Annotated in this window: 19 protein-coding genes and 1 riboswitch; of the genes, 11 read left to right on the forward strand and 8 right to left on the reverse strand. The window is 73.9% G+C overall.

What is annotated here, in order from left to right; all coding sequences use genetic code 11:
• The first annotated feature begins 14 nt into the window (after window positions 1-14).
• The gene (locus AB0K51_RS02780; protein ID WP_363449737.1) at window positions 15-248 is read left to right on the forward strand and encodes a (2Fe-2S)-binding protein; all 234 of its coding nucleotides are present in this window, start codon (window positions 15-17) and stop codon (window positions 246-248) included.
• A gap of 11 nt (window positions 249-259) precedes the next feature.
• Here AB0K51_RS02780 and bfr read toward each other — a convergent pair whose 3' ends face one another.
• Entirely contained in the window at window positions 260-742 is a 483-nt protein-coding gene (gene bfr / locus AB0K51_RS02785; protein ID WP_363449738.1) for a bacterioferritin, read from the reverse strand.
• Between the two features lie 300 nt (window positions 743-1,042).
• Here bfr and AB0K51_RS02790 point away from each other — a divergent pair, with 300 nt between their 5' ends.
• Window positions 1,043-1,672, forward strand: a complete 630-nt coding sequence (locus tag AB0K51_RS02790; RefSeq protein WP_363449740.1) for a sulfite oxidase-like oxidoreductase — start codon at window positions 1,043-1,045, stop codon at window positions 1,670-1,672.
• Window positions 1,673-1,702: 30 nt separating this feature from the next.
• Here AB0K51_RS02790 and pknB read toward each other — a convergent pair whose 3' ends face one another.
• From pknB to thiO, 4 genes are all read right to left on the reverse strand, one after another.
• Window positions 1,703-3,427, reverse strand: coding sequence for a Stk1 family PASTA domain-containing Ser/Thr kinase (gene pknB / locus AB0K51_RS02795; RefSeq protein ID WP_363449836.1), 1,725 nt, complete (start codon window positions 3,425-3,427; stop codon window positions 1,703-1,705).
• 75 nt (window positions 3,428-3,502) lie between these two features.
• On the reverse strand, window positions 3,503-4,300 hold the full coding sequence (locus AB0K51_RS02800; protein ID WP_363449742.1) for a thiazole synthase: 798 nt from the start codon (window positions 4,298-4,300) through the stop codon (window positions 3,503-3,505).
• Between the two features lie 3 nt (window positions 4,301-4,303).
• On the reverse strand, window positions 4,304-4,513 hold the full coding sequence (thiS, locus tag AB0K51_RS02805) for a sulfur carrier protein ThiS (RefSeq protein WP_363449744.1): 210 nt from the start codon (window positions 4,511-4,513) through the stop codon (window positions 4,304-4,306).
• Window positions 4,510-5,682: a glycine oxidase ThiO gene (thiO, locus tag AB0K51_RS02810; protein WP_363449746.1), complete on the reverse strand. Its 1,173-nt coding sequence runs from the start codon at window positions 5,680-5,682 to the stop codon at window positions 4,510-4,512. Before thiO ends, thiS begins: the two co-directional genes overlap by 4 nt.
• Window positions 5,651-5,763: riboswitch (TPP riboswitch) on the reverse strand. (Overlaps the previous gene by 32 nt.)
• 86 nt (window positions 5,764-5,849) lie before the next feature.
• On the opposite strand from thiO, the gene AB0K51_RS02815 reads away from it, so the two are divergent.
• The 4 genes from AB0K51_RS02815 (at window position 5,850) to AB0K51_RS02830 (ending at window position 8,907) form a co-directional block, all read left to right on the forward strand.
• Entirely contained in the window at window positions 5,850-7,046 is a 1,197-nt protein-coding gene (locus tag AB0K51_RS02815; RefSeq protein WP_363449748.1) for an FAD-dependent oxidoreductase, read from the forward strand.
• Window positions 7,047-7,067: 21 nt separating this feature from the next.
• A complete protein-coding gene (locus tag AB0K51_RS02820; RefSeq protein ID WP_363449750.1) occupies window positions 7,068-7,433 on the forward strand; it encodes an Rv2175c family DNA-binding protein in 366 nt (121 codons plus the stop codon).
• Complete coding sequence (gene thiE / locus AB0K51_RS02825) at window positions 7,430-8,065, forward strand: thiamine phosphate synthase (RefSeq protein WP_363449752.1); 636 nt, start codon at window positions 7,430-7,432, stop codon at window positions 8,063-8,065. The genes AB0K51_RS02820 and thiE overlap by 4 nt, the downstream gene beginning before the upstream one ends.
• 110 nt (window positions 8,066-8,175) lie before the next feature.
• The gene (locus tag AB0K51_RS02830) at window positions 8,176-8,907 is read left to right on the forward strand and encodes a hypothetical protein (RefSeq protein ID WP_363449754.1); all 732 of its coding nucleotides are present in this window, start codon (window positions 8,176-8,178) and stop codon (window positions 8,905-8,907) included.
• Between the two features lie 415 nt (window positions 8,908-9,322).
• Here the strand turns inward: AB0K51_RS02830 and AB0K51_RS02835 are convergent, their stop codons facing one another.
• Window positions 9,323-10,429 (reverse strand): polyprenyl synthetase family protein, encoded by a 1,107-nt coding sequence (locus AB0K51_RS02835; RefSeq protein ID WP_363449756.1) that lies wholly within the window; start codon window positions 10,427-10,429, stop codon window positions 9,323-9,325.
• Window positions 10,430-10,612: 183 nt separating this feature from the next.
• Here AB0K51_RS02835 and metF point away from each other — a divergent pair, with 183 nt between their 5' ends.
• Together metF and AB0K51_RS02845 are read left to right on the forward strand one after the other, a co-directional pair.
• Complete coding sequence (gene metF, locus AB0K51_RS02840; RefSeq protein WP_363449758.1) at window positions 10,613-11,527, forward strand: methylenetetrahydrofolate reductase [NAD(P)H]; 915 nt, start codon at window positions 10,613-10,615, stop codon at window positions 11,525-11,527.
• Between the two features lie 93 nt (window positions 11,528-11,620).
• A complete protein-coding gene (locus AB0K51_RS02845) occupies window positions 11,621-12,406 on the forward strand; it encodes a hypothetical protein (protein ID WP_363449760.1) in 786 nt (261 codons plus the stop codon).
• Between the two features lie 7 nt (window positions 12,407-12,413).
• Here the strand turns inward: AB0K51_RS02845 and AB0K51_RS02850 are convergent, their stop codons facing one another.
• Window positions 12,414-13,805 carry an NAD(P)/FAD-dependent oxidoreductase gene (locus tag AB0K51_RS02850; protein WP_363449762.1) on the reverse strand — a complete coding sequence of 464 codons (1,392 nt, stop codon included), beginning with the start codon at window positions 13,803-13,805 and terminating at the stop codon, window positions 12,414-12,416.
• A 49-nt stretch (window positions 13,806-13,854) separates the two neighbouring features.
• On the reverse strand, window positions 13,855-14,451 hold the full coding sequence (locus AB0K51_RS02855) for a DUF4126 domain-containing protein (protein ID WP_363449764.1): 597 nt from the start codon (window positions 14,449-14,451) through the stop codon (window positions 13,855-13,857).
• A gap of 465 nt (window positions 14,452-14,916) precedes the next feature.
• Here AB0K51_RS02855 and AB0K51_RS02860 point away from each other — a divergent pair, with 465 nt between their 5' ends.
• The 3 genes from AB0K51_RS02860 (at window position 14,917) to AB0K51_RS02870 (ending at window position 16,859) form a co-directional block, all read left to right on the forward strand.
• On the forward strand, window positions 14,917-15,402 hold the full coding sequence (locus tag AB0K51_RS02860) for an SAV_6107 family HEPN domain-containing protein (RefSeq protein WP_363449766.1): 486 nt from the start codon (window positions 14,917-14,919) through the stop codon (window positions 15,400-15,402).
• Between the two features lie 94 nt (window positions 15,403-15,496).
• On the forward strand, window positions 15,497-16,249 hold the full coding sequence (locus tag AB0K51_RS02865; protein ID WP_363449768.1) for a methyltransferase domain-containing protein: 753 nt from the start codon (window positions 15,497-15,499) through the stop codon (window positions 16,247-16,249).
• Window positions 16,250-16,478: 229 nt separating this feature from the next.
• Window positions 16,479-16,859 (forward strand): DUF3040 domain-containing protein, encoded by a 381-nt coding sequence (locus tag AB0K51_RS02870; protein WP_363449770.1) that lies wholly within the window; start codon window positions 16,479-16,481, stop codon window positions 16,857-16,859.
• Window positions 16,860-16,866 lie beyond the last annotated feature (7 nt).

Consider the following 16,866-nt stretch of genomic DNA (forward strand, 5'->3'; position numbering starts at 1 on the left):
GGAAGGGGCCGCGCATGTACGTGTGCATGTGCCATGCGGTCACCGAGGACCAGGTGAAGCAGGCGATCGACGCCGGGGCGACCACGCCGCGCCAGATAGCCGGCGGCTGCAAGGCCGGCACCGACTGCGGCTCCTGCGTGCGCCGCATCCAGGCGCTGCTCGGTGAGCACGGTGCCCGCCCCTGCCCGACCGCCCGGCTCGCCCAGCGGATCGGTCTGGCCGAGCCCACCGCCCCGCAGGCCGCGTAGCCCGGTAGCGGTCAGCTGCTCTCCGGCTGCTCGATGAGCTGCGCGATGTAGAGCGCGTCGCCGAGCTTCTCCAGCAGTTCGAGCTGGGTGTCGAGGTAGTCGATGTGGTGTTCCTCGTCGGCCAGGATGTCCTCGAAGATGTTCGCCGAGGTGACGTCGTTCTTGGCGCGCATCACCACGATCCCGCGCTTGAGCCGGTCGATCGCCTCGACCTCGATCTGCCGGTCCGCCTCGAACATCTCCTTGACGGTCTGTCCGATCCGGACGTGGAACAGCCGCTGGTAGTTCGGCAGCCCGTCCAGGAACAGGATCCGGTCGGTCAGCACCTCGGCGTGCTTCATCTCGTCGAAGGACTCGTGCCGGGTGTACTTCGCGAGCTTCGTCCAGCCGAAGTTCTCCTGCATCTTCGCGTGCAGGAAGTACTGGTTGATGGCGGTGAGCTCGGCCGTCAGCTGCTCGTTGAGGAACTCGATGACCTCGGGATCGCCCTGCATGGCCTGCCTTCCTGTACGGCGAATTCCGGTGGGTGCCCGGTTGCCCCGCATCGTGGCACCTGAACGGGTGTACTTCCAGTAAGTTCACGCTTACCGCGGGTATTTCCGGACCGCATTTCCGTGCGTGTGCACCGCTCTGACCTGCTGGTATGGGGAATTGATTGAGCCGTTCGGGGGTATCTCACCCGAACGCGCGCGCGGATTTGCGGCGCGCTGCCCCCCTCCCGACGGAGACATTTCCCGGGGGCGTGCGGCGGGGGCGCGCGTGGGAAGGCGCCCGCCGTCTGTCACCATGGAGGCATGGGTCAGCACCAACCGGAACAACCGCCGCCGTCTGACCCGAGGCTCCCCCCGGGGCAGAAGCCGCAACGCGGCTGGCCGGTGCTGCACTACGGTCCGGTGCCCCGGTTCAAGCCGCAGAGCTGGGACTTCCAGGTCTTCGGGGCCACTGCCGACGCGGAGAAGACCAGCTGGGACTTCGCCGCCTTCCACGCGCTGCCCCGGGTCACCGTCCGCGGCGACTTCCACTGCGTCACCAAGTTCTCCATGCTCGGCAACGAGTGGGGCGGCGTCGCCGGCAAGACCGTGCTGGACCTGGTCCCGCCCGACCCCTCGGTCACCCACGTGATGGTCTGGGCCGAGTACGGCTACAGCGCCAACCTGCGGCTCGCCGACTTCGCCGACCCGGGCACCGTCTTCGCCACCCACCACAACGGCGAGCCGCTCACCCTGGAGCACGGCTTCCCGGTCCGCCTGGTGGTCCCGCACCTGTACGCCTGGAAGGGCCCCAAGTGGGTCCGCGCGGTCGAGTACATGCGGGCCGACCGGCGCGGCTTCTGGGAGGAGCGCGGCTACCACAACCTGGCCGACCCGTGGCAGCAGCAGCGCTACTCGTACCAGGAGCAGGACGGCGACGGCCCGCTGCGCTGACGCCGCGTCAGCGGGTCGCGGCGGTGCGGGTCAGAACAGGCTGACGGTGACCGTCACGACCGAGCCCTGCGGGCGCGGGGTGCCCGCCGCCGGGGACTGGCCGGTCACCTTGCCGAGCGGGAGCAGCCCGCCGAGCTTGGCCTGGAAGCCGGCCGCCTCCAGTGCCTTCGACGCGTCGTCCCAGGACAGCCCGCCGACGTCCGGCACCGGCGTCATGCCCTTCGAAACCGTCAGCGCCACCGGCGCGTTGGGGGCCAGCCGGGTGCCGGGGACCGGGTCGGCGCCGATCACCGAGCCCTTCGGCACGGTGTCGCTGAACTGCTCGCGGACGGTGCCCGCCGACAGCTTCGCGTCGGTCAGCGCCCGGGTGGCGTCGACCAGTGGACGGCCCGTCAGCTCCGGCACCGCCACCCGCTCGGGGCCGCGCGAGACCACCACCCGCACCGGGTCGCTCTTGCGGATCCGGGTCCCGTTCCCCGGCTCGGTGGCGATCACCTGCCCGGCCTGCACCGACTCGCTGAACTGCTGCACGAAGGTCCCGTGCAGGCCCTGCCCGTCCAGCGTCGCCGTCGCCTGCTCCTGGCTCTGCCCGAGCACGCTCGGCACCGTCGCGTACACCGCGCTGGACAGCGTGAAGGTGATCCCGGTGACCAGCAGCGCCACGGCCACGCCCACCGCCGCCCACACCAGCGGCTTGCGGCTGCGCCGGCGGCGCGACGGGCGGGCCGGCGGTTCGTCGTGCACCGGGCGGACCGGCGGCAGCAGCTGCGGCGGCACCTCCAGCACGCTGGTGCGCTCCAGGCCGTCGGGCGGCACGGCGCCGATCACCGCGGTGACCTCGCCCGGGTTGTACCGGGGCGTCGGGCGGGTGGAGGCCGGCGGCTCGGCGTTCAGCTGCGCCGGGCCGAGCGCGCGGCGGGCCCGCTGCAGCGCGGCCAGCAGCTCCACGGCGTCCCACGGCCGGCGCTGCGGGTCGCGGGCGGTGGCGGCGGCCACTATCGCGTCCAGCTCCGGGCCGACCGCCGGGGCGGTCCGGGACGGCGGCGGGACGTCCTCGTGCAGGTGGCGGTACAGCACCTCGCCGGCGTTCAGGCCGGTGTGGGGCTTCGCGCCGGTCAGCATCTCGTACAGCAGGATGCCCGCCGCGTAGACGTCGACCCGCTGGTCCGGCGCCACCTCACGGCTGATCAGCTCCGGCGCCAGGTAGGAGACGGTGCCCAGCAGCTGGTTCGGTTCGGTGGACGGCGCGGCGTCCTGGCCGGTGAGGATCCGGACCAGGCCGAAGTCGGCGACCTTGACCAGGCCGGTGTCGGTGATCAGCACGTTCTCCGGCTTGACGTCCCGGTGCACCAGGTCGGCGCGGTGGGCCGCGCCGAGCGCCGCCAGCACGGGCTCCAGGATGTCGAGCGCCGCGCGGACGGAGAGCGCGCCGCGGTCGCGCAGCACGTCGCGCAGGTTGCGGCCGGGGACGTACTCCAGCGCCATGAACACGGCCCGGGCGTCCGCGCCCTGGTCGAGCACGTTCACCACGTTGGGGTGGGCGAGCCGGGCGACCGCCTTGGCCTCGCGGATGAACCGCGCGGTGAAGGCGGCGTCGCCGACCAGCGACGGCTGCATCACCTTCAGCGCCACGGTCCGGTCCAGCCGGGTGTCGGTCCCGCGGTACACCGTGGACATCCCGCCGACGGCGACCAGCTGCTCGACCCGGTACCGTCCGTCGAGCAGCGCCCCGATCAGGGGGTCGTTGAGGGGCATGTCCACCCGAGGAGTGTAGGGGGAGGAGGGCGACGAAGGGTGCACATCGCCCGCCCCCGGGTTCGGTGGCAGACCCTAGAACGCGGGCCGCTCCCGGGTGTCCAGGTCCGCCAGGCCCGCCGTCGGGGAGGACGCCTCGGCGTGGTAGCGGCGCGGGATGCGGCCGGCGCGGTGGGCCAGCCGGCCGGCCTCGACCGCGCGGCGCATGGCGTCGGCCATCAGGACCGGGTCCTGGGCGCGGGTGACGGCGGAGGCCAGCATCACGGCGGAGCAGCCGAGTTCCATGGCCAGGGCGGCGTCGGAGGCGGTGCCGGCGCCGGCGTCGAGGATCACCGGGACGCCCGCGGACTCGGTGATCAGCTGGAAGTTGTGCGGGTTGCGGATGCCGAGGCCGGAGCCGATCGGCGAGCCCAGCGGCATGATCGCCGCACAGCCGACGTCCTCCAGCTTCCGGGCCAGCACCGGGTCGTCGTTGGTGTACGGCAGGACGGTGAAGCCGTCGTCGACCAGCGTCTCGGCGGCGTCCAGCAGTTCGATCGGGTCGGGCAGCAGGGTCCGCTCGTCGGCGATCACCTCCAGCTTCACCCAGTCGGTGCCGAGCGCCTCGCGGGCCAGTCGGGCGGTCAGCACGGCCTCGCCGGCGGTGTAGCAGCCCGCGGTGTTCGGCAGCACCCGGATCCCGTTGCGGGCCAGCACCTCCAGGACCGAGCCCTGGGTCGCGGTGTCGACCCGGCGCATCGCCACGGTGGTCAGCTCGGTGCCGGAGACCTTCAGGGCCTGTTCCAGGACGTCCAGGCTGGGGGCGCCGCCGGTGCCCATGATCAGGCGGGAGGTGAAGGTGGTGTCGGCGATGGTGAGGAGGTCGTCGGCCATCGGTCAGCCTCCCTGGACGGCGGTGAGGATCTCGACCCGGTCGCCGTCGCGCAGCGCCGTGGCGGACCACGAACTGCGGGGCACCACGGCCTCGTTGACGGCGGCGGCGACGCCGGTGTTGGCGGCCGAGAGTTCGGCGACCACCGTGTCGAGGGTGACGGCGGCGGGCAGGGTGCGCGGGGCGCCGTTGACGGTCAGGGCGATCTGGTTCATGCGGAGACCTTGGTCGTGAAGCGGTCGGGGGCGAAGTCGGCGGCCAGCGCGGGGACTTCACCGGTGGCGAGGTAGTCGGCGAGCAGGTCGGCGGTGACCGGGGTGAGCAGCACGCCGTTGCGGTAGTGCCCGGTGGCGGCGGCCAGGCCCGGCAGCGCGGTCGGGCCGAGCAGCGGGGCGTTGTCGGGGGAGCCCGGGCGCAGGCCCGCGCCCGTCTCGACGAGCGGCAGCTCGGTGATGCCGGGGACGAGTTCGTGGGCGTCGCGGAGCAGCTCGTAGACGCCGCCGGCGGTGACCGTGGTGTCGTGGCCCAGCTCCTCGGTGGTCGCGCCGATCACCACCTCGCCGTCGGCGCGCGGCACCAGGTACAGATGCTGGCCGCGCACCACGGCGCGGACGTTGCGGGACAGGAACGGCCGGTACGCCGGTGGCACGCGCAGGCGAAGCACCTGGCCCTTGACCGGCCGGATCGCGGGCAGCACCCCGTCCGGCAGCCCGGGCAGCAGGTGGCTGCGGGAGCCGGCCGCGAGGACGGTCCGCCCGGCCGTCAGCCGCTCGCCGGTCGACAGCCGGACGCCGGTGGCGCGGCCGTCGGCGACCAGCAGCTCGGCGGCCTCGGCGCGGTGGAGGACCACGCCGAGCCGCTCGGCGGCGGCGACCAGGGCGCGGGCCAGCCGGCGGCCGTCCACCTGGTGGTCGTCGGCGACGTGCAGCCCGCCGCGCACCCCGGGGGCCAGCATCGGCTCCAGCCGGCGGCACTCCCGGCCGGTCAGCCACTCGGAGGCCAGGCCCAGGCGCTGGTGGAAGGCGTGCAGTTCGCGCAGTTCGGCGCGGTCGTCGGCGTCCAGGGCGACGGCCAGCGTGCCGGTCTGCCGGTAGCCGGTGTCCAGGCCGGTGAGTTCGGTGAGCTCGGCGGTGAAGGCGGCGTAGCGCTCGTTGGAGGCCATGCCCAGGCGCAGCAGCGGCTCCTCGCCGTACTGCAGCTCGGTCACCGGGGCGAGCATGCCCGCGGCGACCTGCGCCGCGCCGCCGCCCGGGGCGGGGTCGACCAGCGCGACCGACAGGCCGCGCTGCGCGGTGCGCCAGGCGACGCCGAGGCCGATGACGCCCCCGCCGACCACCAGCACGTCGGAATGTGCCACAGCGGCTTCTTCTCCCTTCGCCGGCATGACCCGGATCAGGTTCGGACGGTCGCAGGCCGCGTCAGCCCGCCTCTCAGCCCGGTGCTCCGGGCTCCCGTGATGAGGTGTGCACCCACCATAACGCCGGGCGCGGCCGGAGCTGTAAGCACATTCGAAGGGCGGACGCTCGAGGACGGCTCGCTACTGTGGACGGCATGGCTGAGTTGAGGGCAACGGACCGGGTGGTCGTGGTCGGGGCGGGCATGGCGGGCGCGCAGGTCGCGCTGGGCCTGCGACAGGGCGGCTGGGAGGGTGCGGTGACCCTGCTCGGCGCGGAGCGGCACCTGCCGTACGACCGGCCGCCGCTCTCCAAGGACGTCCTGCTCGGCAAGGCCGACTCCACCGTCTTCGACCTCGACTGGCCCGCCCTCGACGTCGAGGTGCTCACCGGCCACCGGGCCACCGGCCTGAACGCCGGGGTGCTGCACACCGACCGCGGCGAACTCCCGTACGGCGCGCTGGTGATCGCCACCGGCGCCGACCCCCGGACGCTGCCCGGGCTGCCCGACGCCCGGACGCTGCGCACCGTCGACGACGCCCTCGCGCTGCGCGCCGCGCTCACCCCCGGCAAGCGGATCGTGCTGGTCGGGGCCGGCTGGATCGGCGCCGAGACCGCCACCGTCGCCCGCCAACTCGGCTGCCACGTCACGGTGGTGGAGGCCGCGGCGACCCCGCTCGCGGGCGCGCTGCCGGCCGAGCTCGGCGCGCTGATGGCCGACTGGTACGCCGCCGCCGACGTCGACCTGCGCTGCGGCGCGGGCGTCGCGGGCGCCGCCGACGGCGGGGTGCTGCTCGCCGACGGTACCCACCTGCCCGCGGACGAGGTGGTGGTCGGCATCGGCGCCCGCCCCGCCACCGGCTGGCTCGCCGACGGCCCGCTCGCCCTCGACCCGGACGGCTCGATCCCGGTCGACGACCGCCTGCGCACCGCGCTGCCCGGCGTCTGGGCGGCCGGCGACTGCGTCTCCTACCCCTCCGCCCGGTTCGGCGCCCGGCTCGCCGTCCAGCACTGGGACCACGCGATGCACTCCGGCGGCGCGGTCGCGGGCCGGCTGCTCGGCACGGCGGACGGCCCGTACGACCCCGTCCCGTACTTCTGGTCCGAGCAGTTCGGCCGCATGGTCCAGTACGCGGGCCGGCACGCGGGCGCCGACCACCTGCTGTGGCGCGGCTCGCCGTCCGAGCGGGAGTGGTCGGTGCTCTGGCTGCGCGACGGCGTCCTGGTCGCGATGCTCGCCGTCGACCGGCCGCGCGACCTGGCCCAGGCCCGCCGCCTGATCGACCGCGGCGCGGTGCTCGACCCGGCGCTCGCCGCGGACCCGGCCGTCCAGCTCAAGGCGGCAACCCGGTAGCGCGTGGGTAGGCTGGGTGTCGTGAGCGAGATTGATCCGAAGATTGACGCCCTGGTCCCCGCGTGGCTCTACCTGCCCGACATCTCGGAGCGGTGGGGTGTGGTGATCACCGAGGTACGCGACATGGTGCGGAACCGCACCCTGCTGGCCGTGCGCCGGGGTGAGAACAACTCCCTTCAGGTCCCGGCCGACTTCATCGAGGACGACGGCCCGGTCAAGCACCTGGTCGGCACCCTGACCGTGCTCCGCGACTGCGGCTTCTCCGACCAGGAGATCCTCGAGTGGATGTTCACCGAGGACCCGTCGCTGCCGGGCAGCCCGATCCAGGCGCTGCGGGAGAACCGCGGCACCGAGGTCAAGCGCCGCGCCCAGGCCATGGCCCTGTGACGGCCCGTCAGCAGCTGGCCGACGCACGGCTGTACCTGTGCACGGACGCCCGGCGCGAGCAGGGCGACCTGGCGGACTTCCTGGACGCCGTGCTGGCCGGCGGCGTCGACGTCGTGCAGCTGCGCGACAAGTCGCTGGAGGCCCGGCAGGAGCTGGAGTACCTGGAGGTCTTCGCCGACGCGGCGCGCCGCCACGGCAAGCTGCTCGCCGTCAACGACCGCGCGGACGTCGCCTTCGGCGCCCGGCCGGACGTCCTCCACCTCGGCCAGGACGACCTCCCGGTGCCCGTCGCCCGGCGGATCCTCGGCGAGGACGTGCTGATCGGCCGGTCCTGCCACGCCGAGGCGGAGGTGGACACCGCGCTCACCGAGCCGGGCGTCGACTACTTCTGCACCGGCCCGGTCTGGCCCACCCCGACCAAGCCCGGCCGGCACGCCCCCGGGCTGGACCTGGTCCGCTACGCGGCCGCCGCCGGCTCCGCGCGCCCCTGGTTCGCCATCGGCGGCATCCACCTCGGCAACCTGGACGAGGTCCTGGCCGCCGGCGCCACCCGCATCGTCGTGGTCCGCGCCCTCACCGCCGCCGAGGACCCGGCCGCCGCCGCCGCCGAACTCGCCGCGCGCCTGCGCTGACCGCTCCGCCGTGCGGGCCGGGGACGCTTCGCCCCCGGCCCGTTCCGCGTCAACTCGCGGGTTCGGAAAAGCGGGTGACGGTCGAACAGGCGTGTTGGTAGCGTCCGGGCGTGGCCAAGTTGAACCAGATCATCGCCGTCGAAAAGGGCGTCAAGTCGAAGTCGTTCCAGGAGCTGACGCAGGCGCACCAGGACCTGCAGAAGCCCGCGTTGCTGGCGGGCATCTCCCGGACGTACCAGCCCAAGGACGAGGAGGGCGAGCAGCTGCCGCCGGAGTCCACGCGGGTGCAGGTGAAGGCGGAGGACGTGCTGCGGGCGACCGCGGCGACGCTGACCCGGCTGTTCGACGTCACGGCGACCAAGGACTGGGCCAACACCGAGGCCCGGGGGGACGTGGTGGTCGACGGGCGGACGCTGGTGGCGGCCGCGCCGGTGACGTACCTGCTGTTCCTGGAGAAGCAGTTGACCGACCTGCGGACCTTCGTCCGCAAGCTGCCGGTGCTGGACGCCGCCGAGGCGTGGAACCACGACCCGTCCACCGACGCGTGGAAGACCGAGGCGGTGCGCACCATCCGCACCAAGAAGGTGCCGCGCAACCACGTGAAAGCCGAGGCGACGGAGAAGCACCCGGCGCAGGTCGAGGTGTACTACGAGGACGTCGCGATCGGGTACTGGACGACCGTGAAGTTCTCCGGCGCGCTGCCGGCCCGGCGGGTGAACGAGCTGCTGGAGCGGGTGGAGAAGCTGCAGCAGGCCGTGCAGTACGCCCGCGAGGAGGCGAACGGCGCCGAGGTCGACGACCGGCGGGTCGGCGACGCGGTGTTCGGCTACCTGTTCGGGTAGCCCCATGATCGCCCCCGGGTGAGACCGGGGGTGGCGCGAAGAGCGCAAGCTGACACTGAGGTTGAAGCTGACAACGGGGAACAGGTGGAGGTTCGAGTCCTCCCCCCGGCACCACGCGCCGGGGTGGCCCAACACGGCAGAGGCATCCCCCTGAAACTCAGACTCTCGCTCAAGTCTCAGCATTCGCCGCCGAGCGCCGGATCGACCGGACGGGGACCGAGAACGTCGGATGCGGGTTCGACTCCCGCCTGCGCCTCTACGCGGCGCGGTAGCTTCAATGGCAAAGCACGACGTTGTGAGATTGATCCCCGGCCTTAAACGTGCCGGTGCAGAGCAATTGGGTGGCACCTCAGGGGCCCGGGACGCTGGATACCGCTCCCGGGTCCCGTCACGTTTCCGGGGCGGGCGCTCCCGGTCAGTACTTGCGGACGGTCGCGGCGTCGGCCAGCGCCGCCAGCACCTCGCGGGCCGGTCCGGTGGCCAGCGGTGCCGCGTCCAGCGCGGCGAGGGCGGTGTCCATGAGGTGGTCGATGCGGGCCTCGACCACGGCGGGGGCCCCACTGGCGGCGATCAGCTCGCGCAGGTCGGCGATCTCCTCGGGGGTGAGGTCGGGCGCGCCGAGCCGGGTGTCGAGGCGGTGCGCGTCGGCGGGGCAGAGCGTGCGCATCGCGTGGGCGATCAGCAGGGTGCGCTTGCCCTCGCGGAGGTCGTCACCGGCCGGCTTGCCGGTGACCGCGGGGTCGCCGAAGACGCCGAGCAGGTCGTCGCGGAGCTGGAAGGCCTCGCCGAGCGGCAGCCCGAACGCGCCGAGTGCCTCGACCAGGTCCGGTCCGGCGCCGGCCAGCAACGCGCCGACCTGGAGCGGCCGTTCGATGGTGTACTTCGCGGACTTGTAGTGCAGCACGGTCTGTGCGCGGGCCAGCGCGTCGGCGTCGGCGGAGTCGCCGGCCACCGGCTCCAGCACGTCCAGGTACTGGCCGAGCATCACCTCGGTGCGCATCAGGTCGAAGGCCGGCTTGGCGGCGGCGACCGCGGTGGCCGGCAGCCCCGAGCGCTGGAACAGCTCGTCGCACCAGATCAGCAGCAGGTCGCCGAGGAGCACCGCGGCCGAGGCGCCGTACTGCTCGCGGTCGCCGCGCCAGCCGCTGGTGCGGTGCAGCTGCTCGAAGCGGCGGTGGATCGAGGGCAGGCCGCGGCGGGTGTCGCTGCGGTCCATCAGGTCGTCGTGCACCAGGGCGCTGGCCTGCAGCAGCTCCAGCGCGGCGGCGGCCTGCTCGATGCCGGGCTCGTCCTCGGCGCCGCCGGCCGCCCGCCAGCCCCAGTAGCAGAACGCCGGGCGCAGCCGCTTGCCGCCGTCCAGCAGGAAGTCGCGCAGCGCGTCGGCGACCGGCCCGAGCTGGTCGGAGATGCCGGAGAGCAGCGCCGTCCGCTCGGCCATGAACGCGGCGAGCGCGGCGTTGACGCGTGTCCGCACGTCCTCCGCTTCGACGGGGTTGCGGGGCAGACGGATGGAGGTGGGCACCTGAAACTCCGGATAGATCGGCTGACAGTCAGACTAACGCGCGCAATCGGGTGACCCGGTCGCGCGGCCCGTCGCGGACCGTCGGCGCAGGTCACCGCGGGGGTGGTCGAGGAGTCTCAACACCCGTCTCAACTCGTGGACGCGGTTTGTCCGCGGCGCGTCGCGGACGGCTAACCTGCCTGCATGGCACTCGGGATTCCCTCCACCAGAAGCGACCGCGCACAGACCGTGCGCGACCTGCTGGCGGCAGGCGACCGCTCGTTCTCCTTCGAGTTCATGCCGCCGCGCGGCGAGGAGGGCGAGCGCAAGCTCTGGGACGCGATCCGCCGGGTCGAGTCGCTGGCCCCGAACTTCGTCTGCATGACCTACGGCGCCGGCGGCTCGTCCCGCGGCCGCACGGTCAACATGGTCGGCCGGATCGCCACCGAGACCACCCTCACCCCGGTCGCCCACCTGACCGCCGTCGACCACTCGGTCGCCGAACTGCGCAACATCATCGGCCAGTACGCCGACGAGGGCGTGCGCAACGTGCTCGCGGTGCGCGGCGACCCGCCCGGCGACCCGATGGGCGAGTGGGTGCGGCACCCCGAGGGCGTCAGCTACGCCTACGAGCTGGTCGAACTGATCAAGGGCATCGGGGACTTCTGCGTCGGCGTGGCCGCCTTCCCGCAGATGCACCCGCGATCGGAGAACTGGGACGAGGACATCCGGCACTTCGTCGCCAAGTGCCGGGCCGGCGCGGACTACGCGATCACCCAGATGTTCTTCGAGCCGGAGGACTACCTGCGCCTGCGCGACCGGGTGGCCGCCGCAGGCTGCGAGACGCCGATCATCCCGGAGATCATGCCGGTCACCAACATCCGCCAGCTGGTGCGCTTCCCGCAGCTGTCCGGCTCGCCGTTCCCGGCCGAGCTGCAGCGCCGCTTCGAGGCGGTCGCCGACGACCCGGCGGCGGTCCGCGCGGTCGGTCTGGAGCACGCCACCGCGATGTCCGAGCGGCTGCTCGCGGAAGGCGCCCCCGGGCTGCACTTCATCACCCTGAACCACTCCACCTCCACGCTGGAGATCTACCAGAACCTCGGCCTGCACAGCCGCTGAGCCCGGGTGGCGCCCGGGATGCGGTGCTGTTCGCCCGGAGGCGGTACAGTCGCCCGCAACCGCGCGGCTCGGTGGCGATCTGGAGGTTGCGGGATGGGCATCGGACACCTGATCCTGCAAGGCGCGTTGGCGCTGGTCGCGCTCTGGCTCACCGCCGAACTGCTGCTGCAGAACCGCGCCGCGCTGCACTGGCGGGCGCTCGCCCTGGCCGGCTTCCTCGGCGTGGTGGCGGGCATGACGCTCGGCTCCGTCCCGCTGATCGGCGCGGGCGCGGTCGGCTTCGCACTCGGCCAGACCCTGGTGACCCTCTCGGTCAAGCGCGGCCGGCCGGTCGGCTGGTCGCTGCGCCGGCCCGACGGCAGCCTCCCCGGCCCGCTCGCCAGGGTCCCGCTGCTGGCCGCCGCCACCGGCGGCGCGGCGGTCGCCCCCGCGGCGGTGCACGTCCCCGCGGTCGGTGAGGTCGGCCCGATCGAGGAGGACGACCTGGACGCCGAACAGGGCTACGCCTACGAGGAGTTCCAGGAACTCGACGCGACCGGCGTGTACACCGAGGACCCCGCCGCCTACCAGCCGGCCGCCGAACAGCAGTCCCTGGAACAGCAGCTCGCGGAGGAGCAGTACTACCAGCAGCAGTACGCGTACCAGCAGTACCAGCAGCAGTATCAGGAGCAGTGGGCCCAGCCGCAGGTCTACGGCTACGACCAGTACGGCCAGCCGGTCTACCAGGACCCGTACTACCAGCAGCAGTACGGGTACCAGCAGTACCAGCAGCAGCCGTACATCCCGCAGCAGCCCGGCCCCCAGCAGGAGTACCAGCAGCAGGAGTACCGCCAGCAGGACCACCAGCAGCAGAACTGGGGCTACCAGCAGCAGGTCTGACGATCCGTCAGGCCGGGCCGAGCAGGCCCGCGGTGATCGACGCGGACATCCCGACCCGGGCCAGCCCGCCGCCCGGATGGGCGTGCCCGCCGATCCGGTAGAGGCCCGGCACCGCCGACTCGTTGGCCTGCGCCAGGCGGCCGCCGGCCAGCGAGGGCGGCGGCACCGATCCGGTCACCCGGGTCTCCCGCCAGCGCAGCCGGTCGCGCAGCTCCAGACCGCCGTCGGCGAGGTGCGCGAGCAGCTGGTCGGCGTACGCCTCCCGGGCGGCGTCCGTGAGCGGGAGGTCGGCCGGGACGGTGACGGTCAGGGTGACCGCCTCGGTGTCCGGGCCCGGCACCAGCGCCGGATCGTCCGGGCGCAGCACCTGCACGGTCGGCCGGGCCGGCAGCGTCCGCTCGGCGAACACCGCCCGGGCCTCGGCCGCGCCGTCCGCGGCGTGCAGCACGGTGCGGTGCGCGGTGCCCGGCGGGCGGGCGCCGTCCAGTGCCAGCAGCACGGTGAACCGGCCCGGTGCGGGCTCGGCCGGCGGCTCCACGCCCAGGCCCGGCACCGCGGAGAGCACCGCGTCGGCGGGCAGCACCCCGTCGTCGGTGCGCACCCCGGCGACCCGGCCGTCCGCCAGCTCCAGCCCGCGCACCGGGGTGTCGAACCGGAACTCCACCCCGCGCCGCTCGCACCGCGCGAACACCGCCTCCGCCAGCGCCCGCAGCCCGCCGTCCACGGACCACACGCCGAAGGACTGCTCCATGTACGGCAGCACCGTCGCCGAGGCGGGGGACAGCGCCGGGTGCAGGCCGTGGCGCAGCGCGTACTCGCCGAGCAGCGCCGTGAGGCCCGGGACGCCGCCCAGCTCGCCGGCCGCCACCTCGCCCAGCGTGTAGCCGGAGCGCGACCGCAGGCGGGCCAGGCCGCGACGCGGCGGCGCCGGGTACGGGTCGGCCGGGTCGACGGCCGGACGGGGCTCCTCCAGCAGCGGACGGCGGGTCGCCTCCCACACCGTGCGGCCGCGGTTCAGCACCGCGCCCCAGCGCTCGCCGGCACCCGGGCCGAAGGCCGCGTCCAGTGCCTGGCCGACGCCACCGCGGGAGGCGTTCGGCAGCACCAGCCCGGTGCCGTCCGCGAACACGTGCCGGCTCTCCGGCTCCACCGGCCGCAGCCCCACCAGCTGCTCCAGCGGCTCCCGACCGGTCTTCAGCGCCAGGTCCCGGTAGACCGCGGGCAGCGCGAGCAGGCCCGGCCCGGTGTCGAACCCGAACCCGTCCCGCCGGTACCCCCCGACCATCCCGCCGAACGTCCCGGTCGCCTCGCACACCGTCACCCGGTGCCCCAGCGTGCCCAACCGGGACGCGGCCGCCAGGCCGCTCATACCTGCGCCGACGACGATGATCCGAGCCATGGCAGAAGATCCTATGCGGGCCGAGGCGGAGCTCCCGCGGTGCCCGGCGTCAGGTCGTCGCGGCCCGCGCCGCACGGCGCTCGCGGCGGCGCTGGAGGAACCGGCGGATCCGGGAGACCGCGAACCAGACGAGCAGCAGGCCGAGCGCCAGCAGCACCGAGCTGATGGTGGCCGCCAGCCAGGGGTGGAAGATCGCCAGCGAGATCAGGCCGGCCACGGAGAGGTCCTCCGCCAGGCTCACCACGATGTTGGAGGCGGGCTCGGGGGAGGTGTTCACCGCCATCCGCAGACCGGCCTTGACGCCGTGGCTGGCCAGTGCCGTGGTGCCGCCCACCGCGCCCGCCGCCACCTCGCCCAGCGACCCCGGGTCGTGCGCCGCCAGCAGCGCGCCCACCGTGGCGCCCGCGATCGGCCGGACCACCGTGTGCACCACGTCCCACAGGCTGTCCACGTACGGGATCTTGTCCAGCACCGCCTCGCACAGGAACAGCGCCGCGGCCGCGACCAGCACGTCCGTGCGCTCCAGCACCGGCGGCACCGAGTCGACGCCGCCGAACCGGCCGAACAGGCCCAGCAGCAGCACCACGGCGTACGCGTTGACGCCGCTCGCCCAGCCGCTGGTGAAGATCAGCGGGATGACGTTCACCCCAGGCCCCCCTCCGCGCCCGCCCGCCCCTCGGACGAGTCGCCCGCCCGCACACCGTACCGGCCCCCGCCGACGGACGGGGGGCCTGAGTATCCGTACTCAGATCGCCGGATGAGTAGCCCGACGGATTCCCGCCGGCGGTGGCCGGACGGCACAGTAATGCCCACCGGGACGGCGGCCGCAGGGCACTGCCCGCCCGGAGCGCCCCGGGCCGGTCACCGCCAGTGGGGGATCGGTGGCCTACACCACGGTCAGGGGCGCGACCAACGGCCGGAAACGGGGGCCGGGCACCGCCGACACGGGGCGGCGGAGCCCGCCCACCCGGGGGGGGACCGGCCGTGGGGACGGGGAGGGACGACGGTCCGGGAACGCACCGCCCGGACGTTGTCAGTGCCTCCGTTCACGATGGATGCATGCGCGGGCCGCCCGGTCCGGCACGAGGTCCGGAGAGAACGGGGGAGACCCATGACCATCAGTCGTCCTGAGCCTGTCGCCCGACCCGCCGTCGATCAACCCACGCTGCCCGCCGCCCGGGGAGCCGACGTCCACCCGGTACTGCGGCGGGTCACCGCCCCACCGGCCGCGCTCGAACTGCTGCGCCACGCCCACCGCACCCTGGTGCACGCCCGCGGCCGGCAGGACCCGCTGGAGCGCTACGCCACCGCCCACCTCGCGGCCCTGCGCACCACCGCCGCCGTGCTCGCCGTCCGCGGCCGCCCCGAGCGCAACCCGCGGCGCCGCCAGGCGATCCGCTCGGCCTGGGAGCTGCTCCCCGAAGTCGCCCCCGAACTCGCCGAGTGGGCCGCCTACTTCGCGGCTGGCGCCCGCACCCGCGCGGCCGCCGAAGCGGGCATCACCGGCGCCGCCACCGCCCGCGACGCGGACGACCTGATCCGCAACACCGCGCTCTACCTCCGGATCGTCGAACGGATGCTCGCCCTGCACCCCTGAACCGGCGCTGCGCCGCTCCGGAGGGGCCACGGGCGACGGATATGGTGGTGGGGTTTCCAGGCCCTGGAAGTCTCCTGCCAAGAGGGGTGCCGCCTTGTATCCGACTCGTCCCCGCAGTGCGTTGCGTACCGCCGTGGTGTGGGAGGTGGTGCGGGCGGCCCTGGAGCGGCGCTCCGCCGAGCTCGGACGGCCGGTGCTGGAGGTCGTCGACACCGGCGGCGGCACCGGCAACTTCGCCGTGCCCGTGGCCCGGCTCGGCCACCGCGTCACCGTGGTCGACCCCAGCCCCGACGCCCTGTTCGCCCTGGAGCGGCGGGCCGCCGAGGCCGGGGTCACCGACCTGGTCCGCGCCGTCCAGGGCGACACCCAGACCCTCCCCGAGCTGGTCCCGGCCGGCTCGGTCGACGCCGTGCTCTGCCACGGCGTGCTGGAGGTCGTCGACGACCCGGCCGACGCCCTCCGCAACCTGGTCGCGGCCCTCGCCAAGGGCGGCCTGGTCAGCCTGCTCGCCGCCAACCGCAACGGCGCCGTCCTGGCCCGCGCGCTGGCCGGCCACTTCGCCGAGGCCCGCACCGTCCTCGACGCCCCCGACGGCCGCTGGGGCGCCGGCGACCCGATGCCGCGCCGCTTCACCGGCGAGGAACTCGACGCCCTGGCCAGCGCGGCCGGCCTCCGGGTCTCCTCCGTGCACGGCGTACGGGTCTTCGCCGACCTGGTGCCCGGCGTCCTGGTCGACACCGAGCCCGGCGCGCTGGACGCCCTGCTGAAGCTCGAACTCGCCGCCGCCGAGCAGCCCGCCTTCCACGCCGTGGCCACGCAGCTCCACCTGCTTGCCGAGGCCGTGTGAACCTTCGGTGAGGGCACTATGGCGACGGTCCGCTCGTTGACACGGCGGGCCGTCCGCCGTGGTGGCCCGAGCCACGCCTGATTGACCACGCCGAACTCCGTCCGTGGACCGTATGATCTGGGTAAAGCCGGTAAGCATGACGGCTGGACCCATGGGGCATATGGACCACACAGGGCCGAGCCAGGGGTGGCGGACCGGTCGCCCCGCGACCGACGAGTAGGAGGACTCCGTGCCGCTCTCGGAGCACGAGCAGCGACTGCTCGAGCAGATGGAGCGAGCGCTGTACGCCGAAGATCCCAAGTTCGCGTCAGCGCTTGAGGGAACCGGCCTGCGCACCTACACCCGTCGGCGGGTCTACCTGGCCGTGGCGGGATTCGTGGCGGGCATCGCGCTTCTCATGGGCGGCATGGTCGCCCAGCTCATCTGGGTAAGCGTGGTCGGGTTCCTGGTGATGCTGGGTTGCGCGGTCCTCGCGGTCACCGCGTGGCGACGTGGCCCGGCTGGTCACGGCGGTTCTCGGCAGGCGTCGGCGCCTCGCCGGAAGGCCAATGTGATGGACCGGATGGAGCAGCGGTGGCAGCGGCGCCGCGATGAGCAGCAGGGGCTTTAGCCGTAAC

It is taken from the genome of Kitasatospora sp. NPDC049285 (assembly GCF_040678815.1).
GTDB lineage: Bacteria > Actinomycetota > Actinomycetes > Streptomycetales > Streptomycetaceae > Kitasatospora.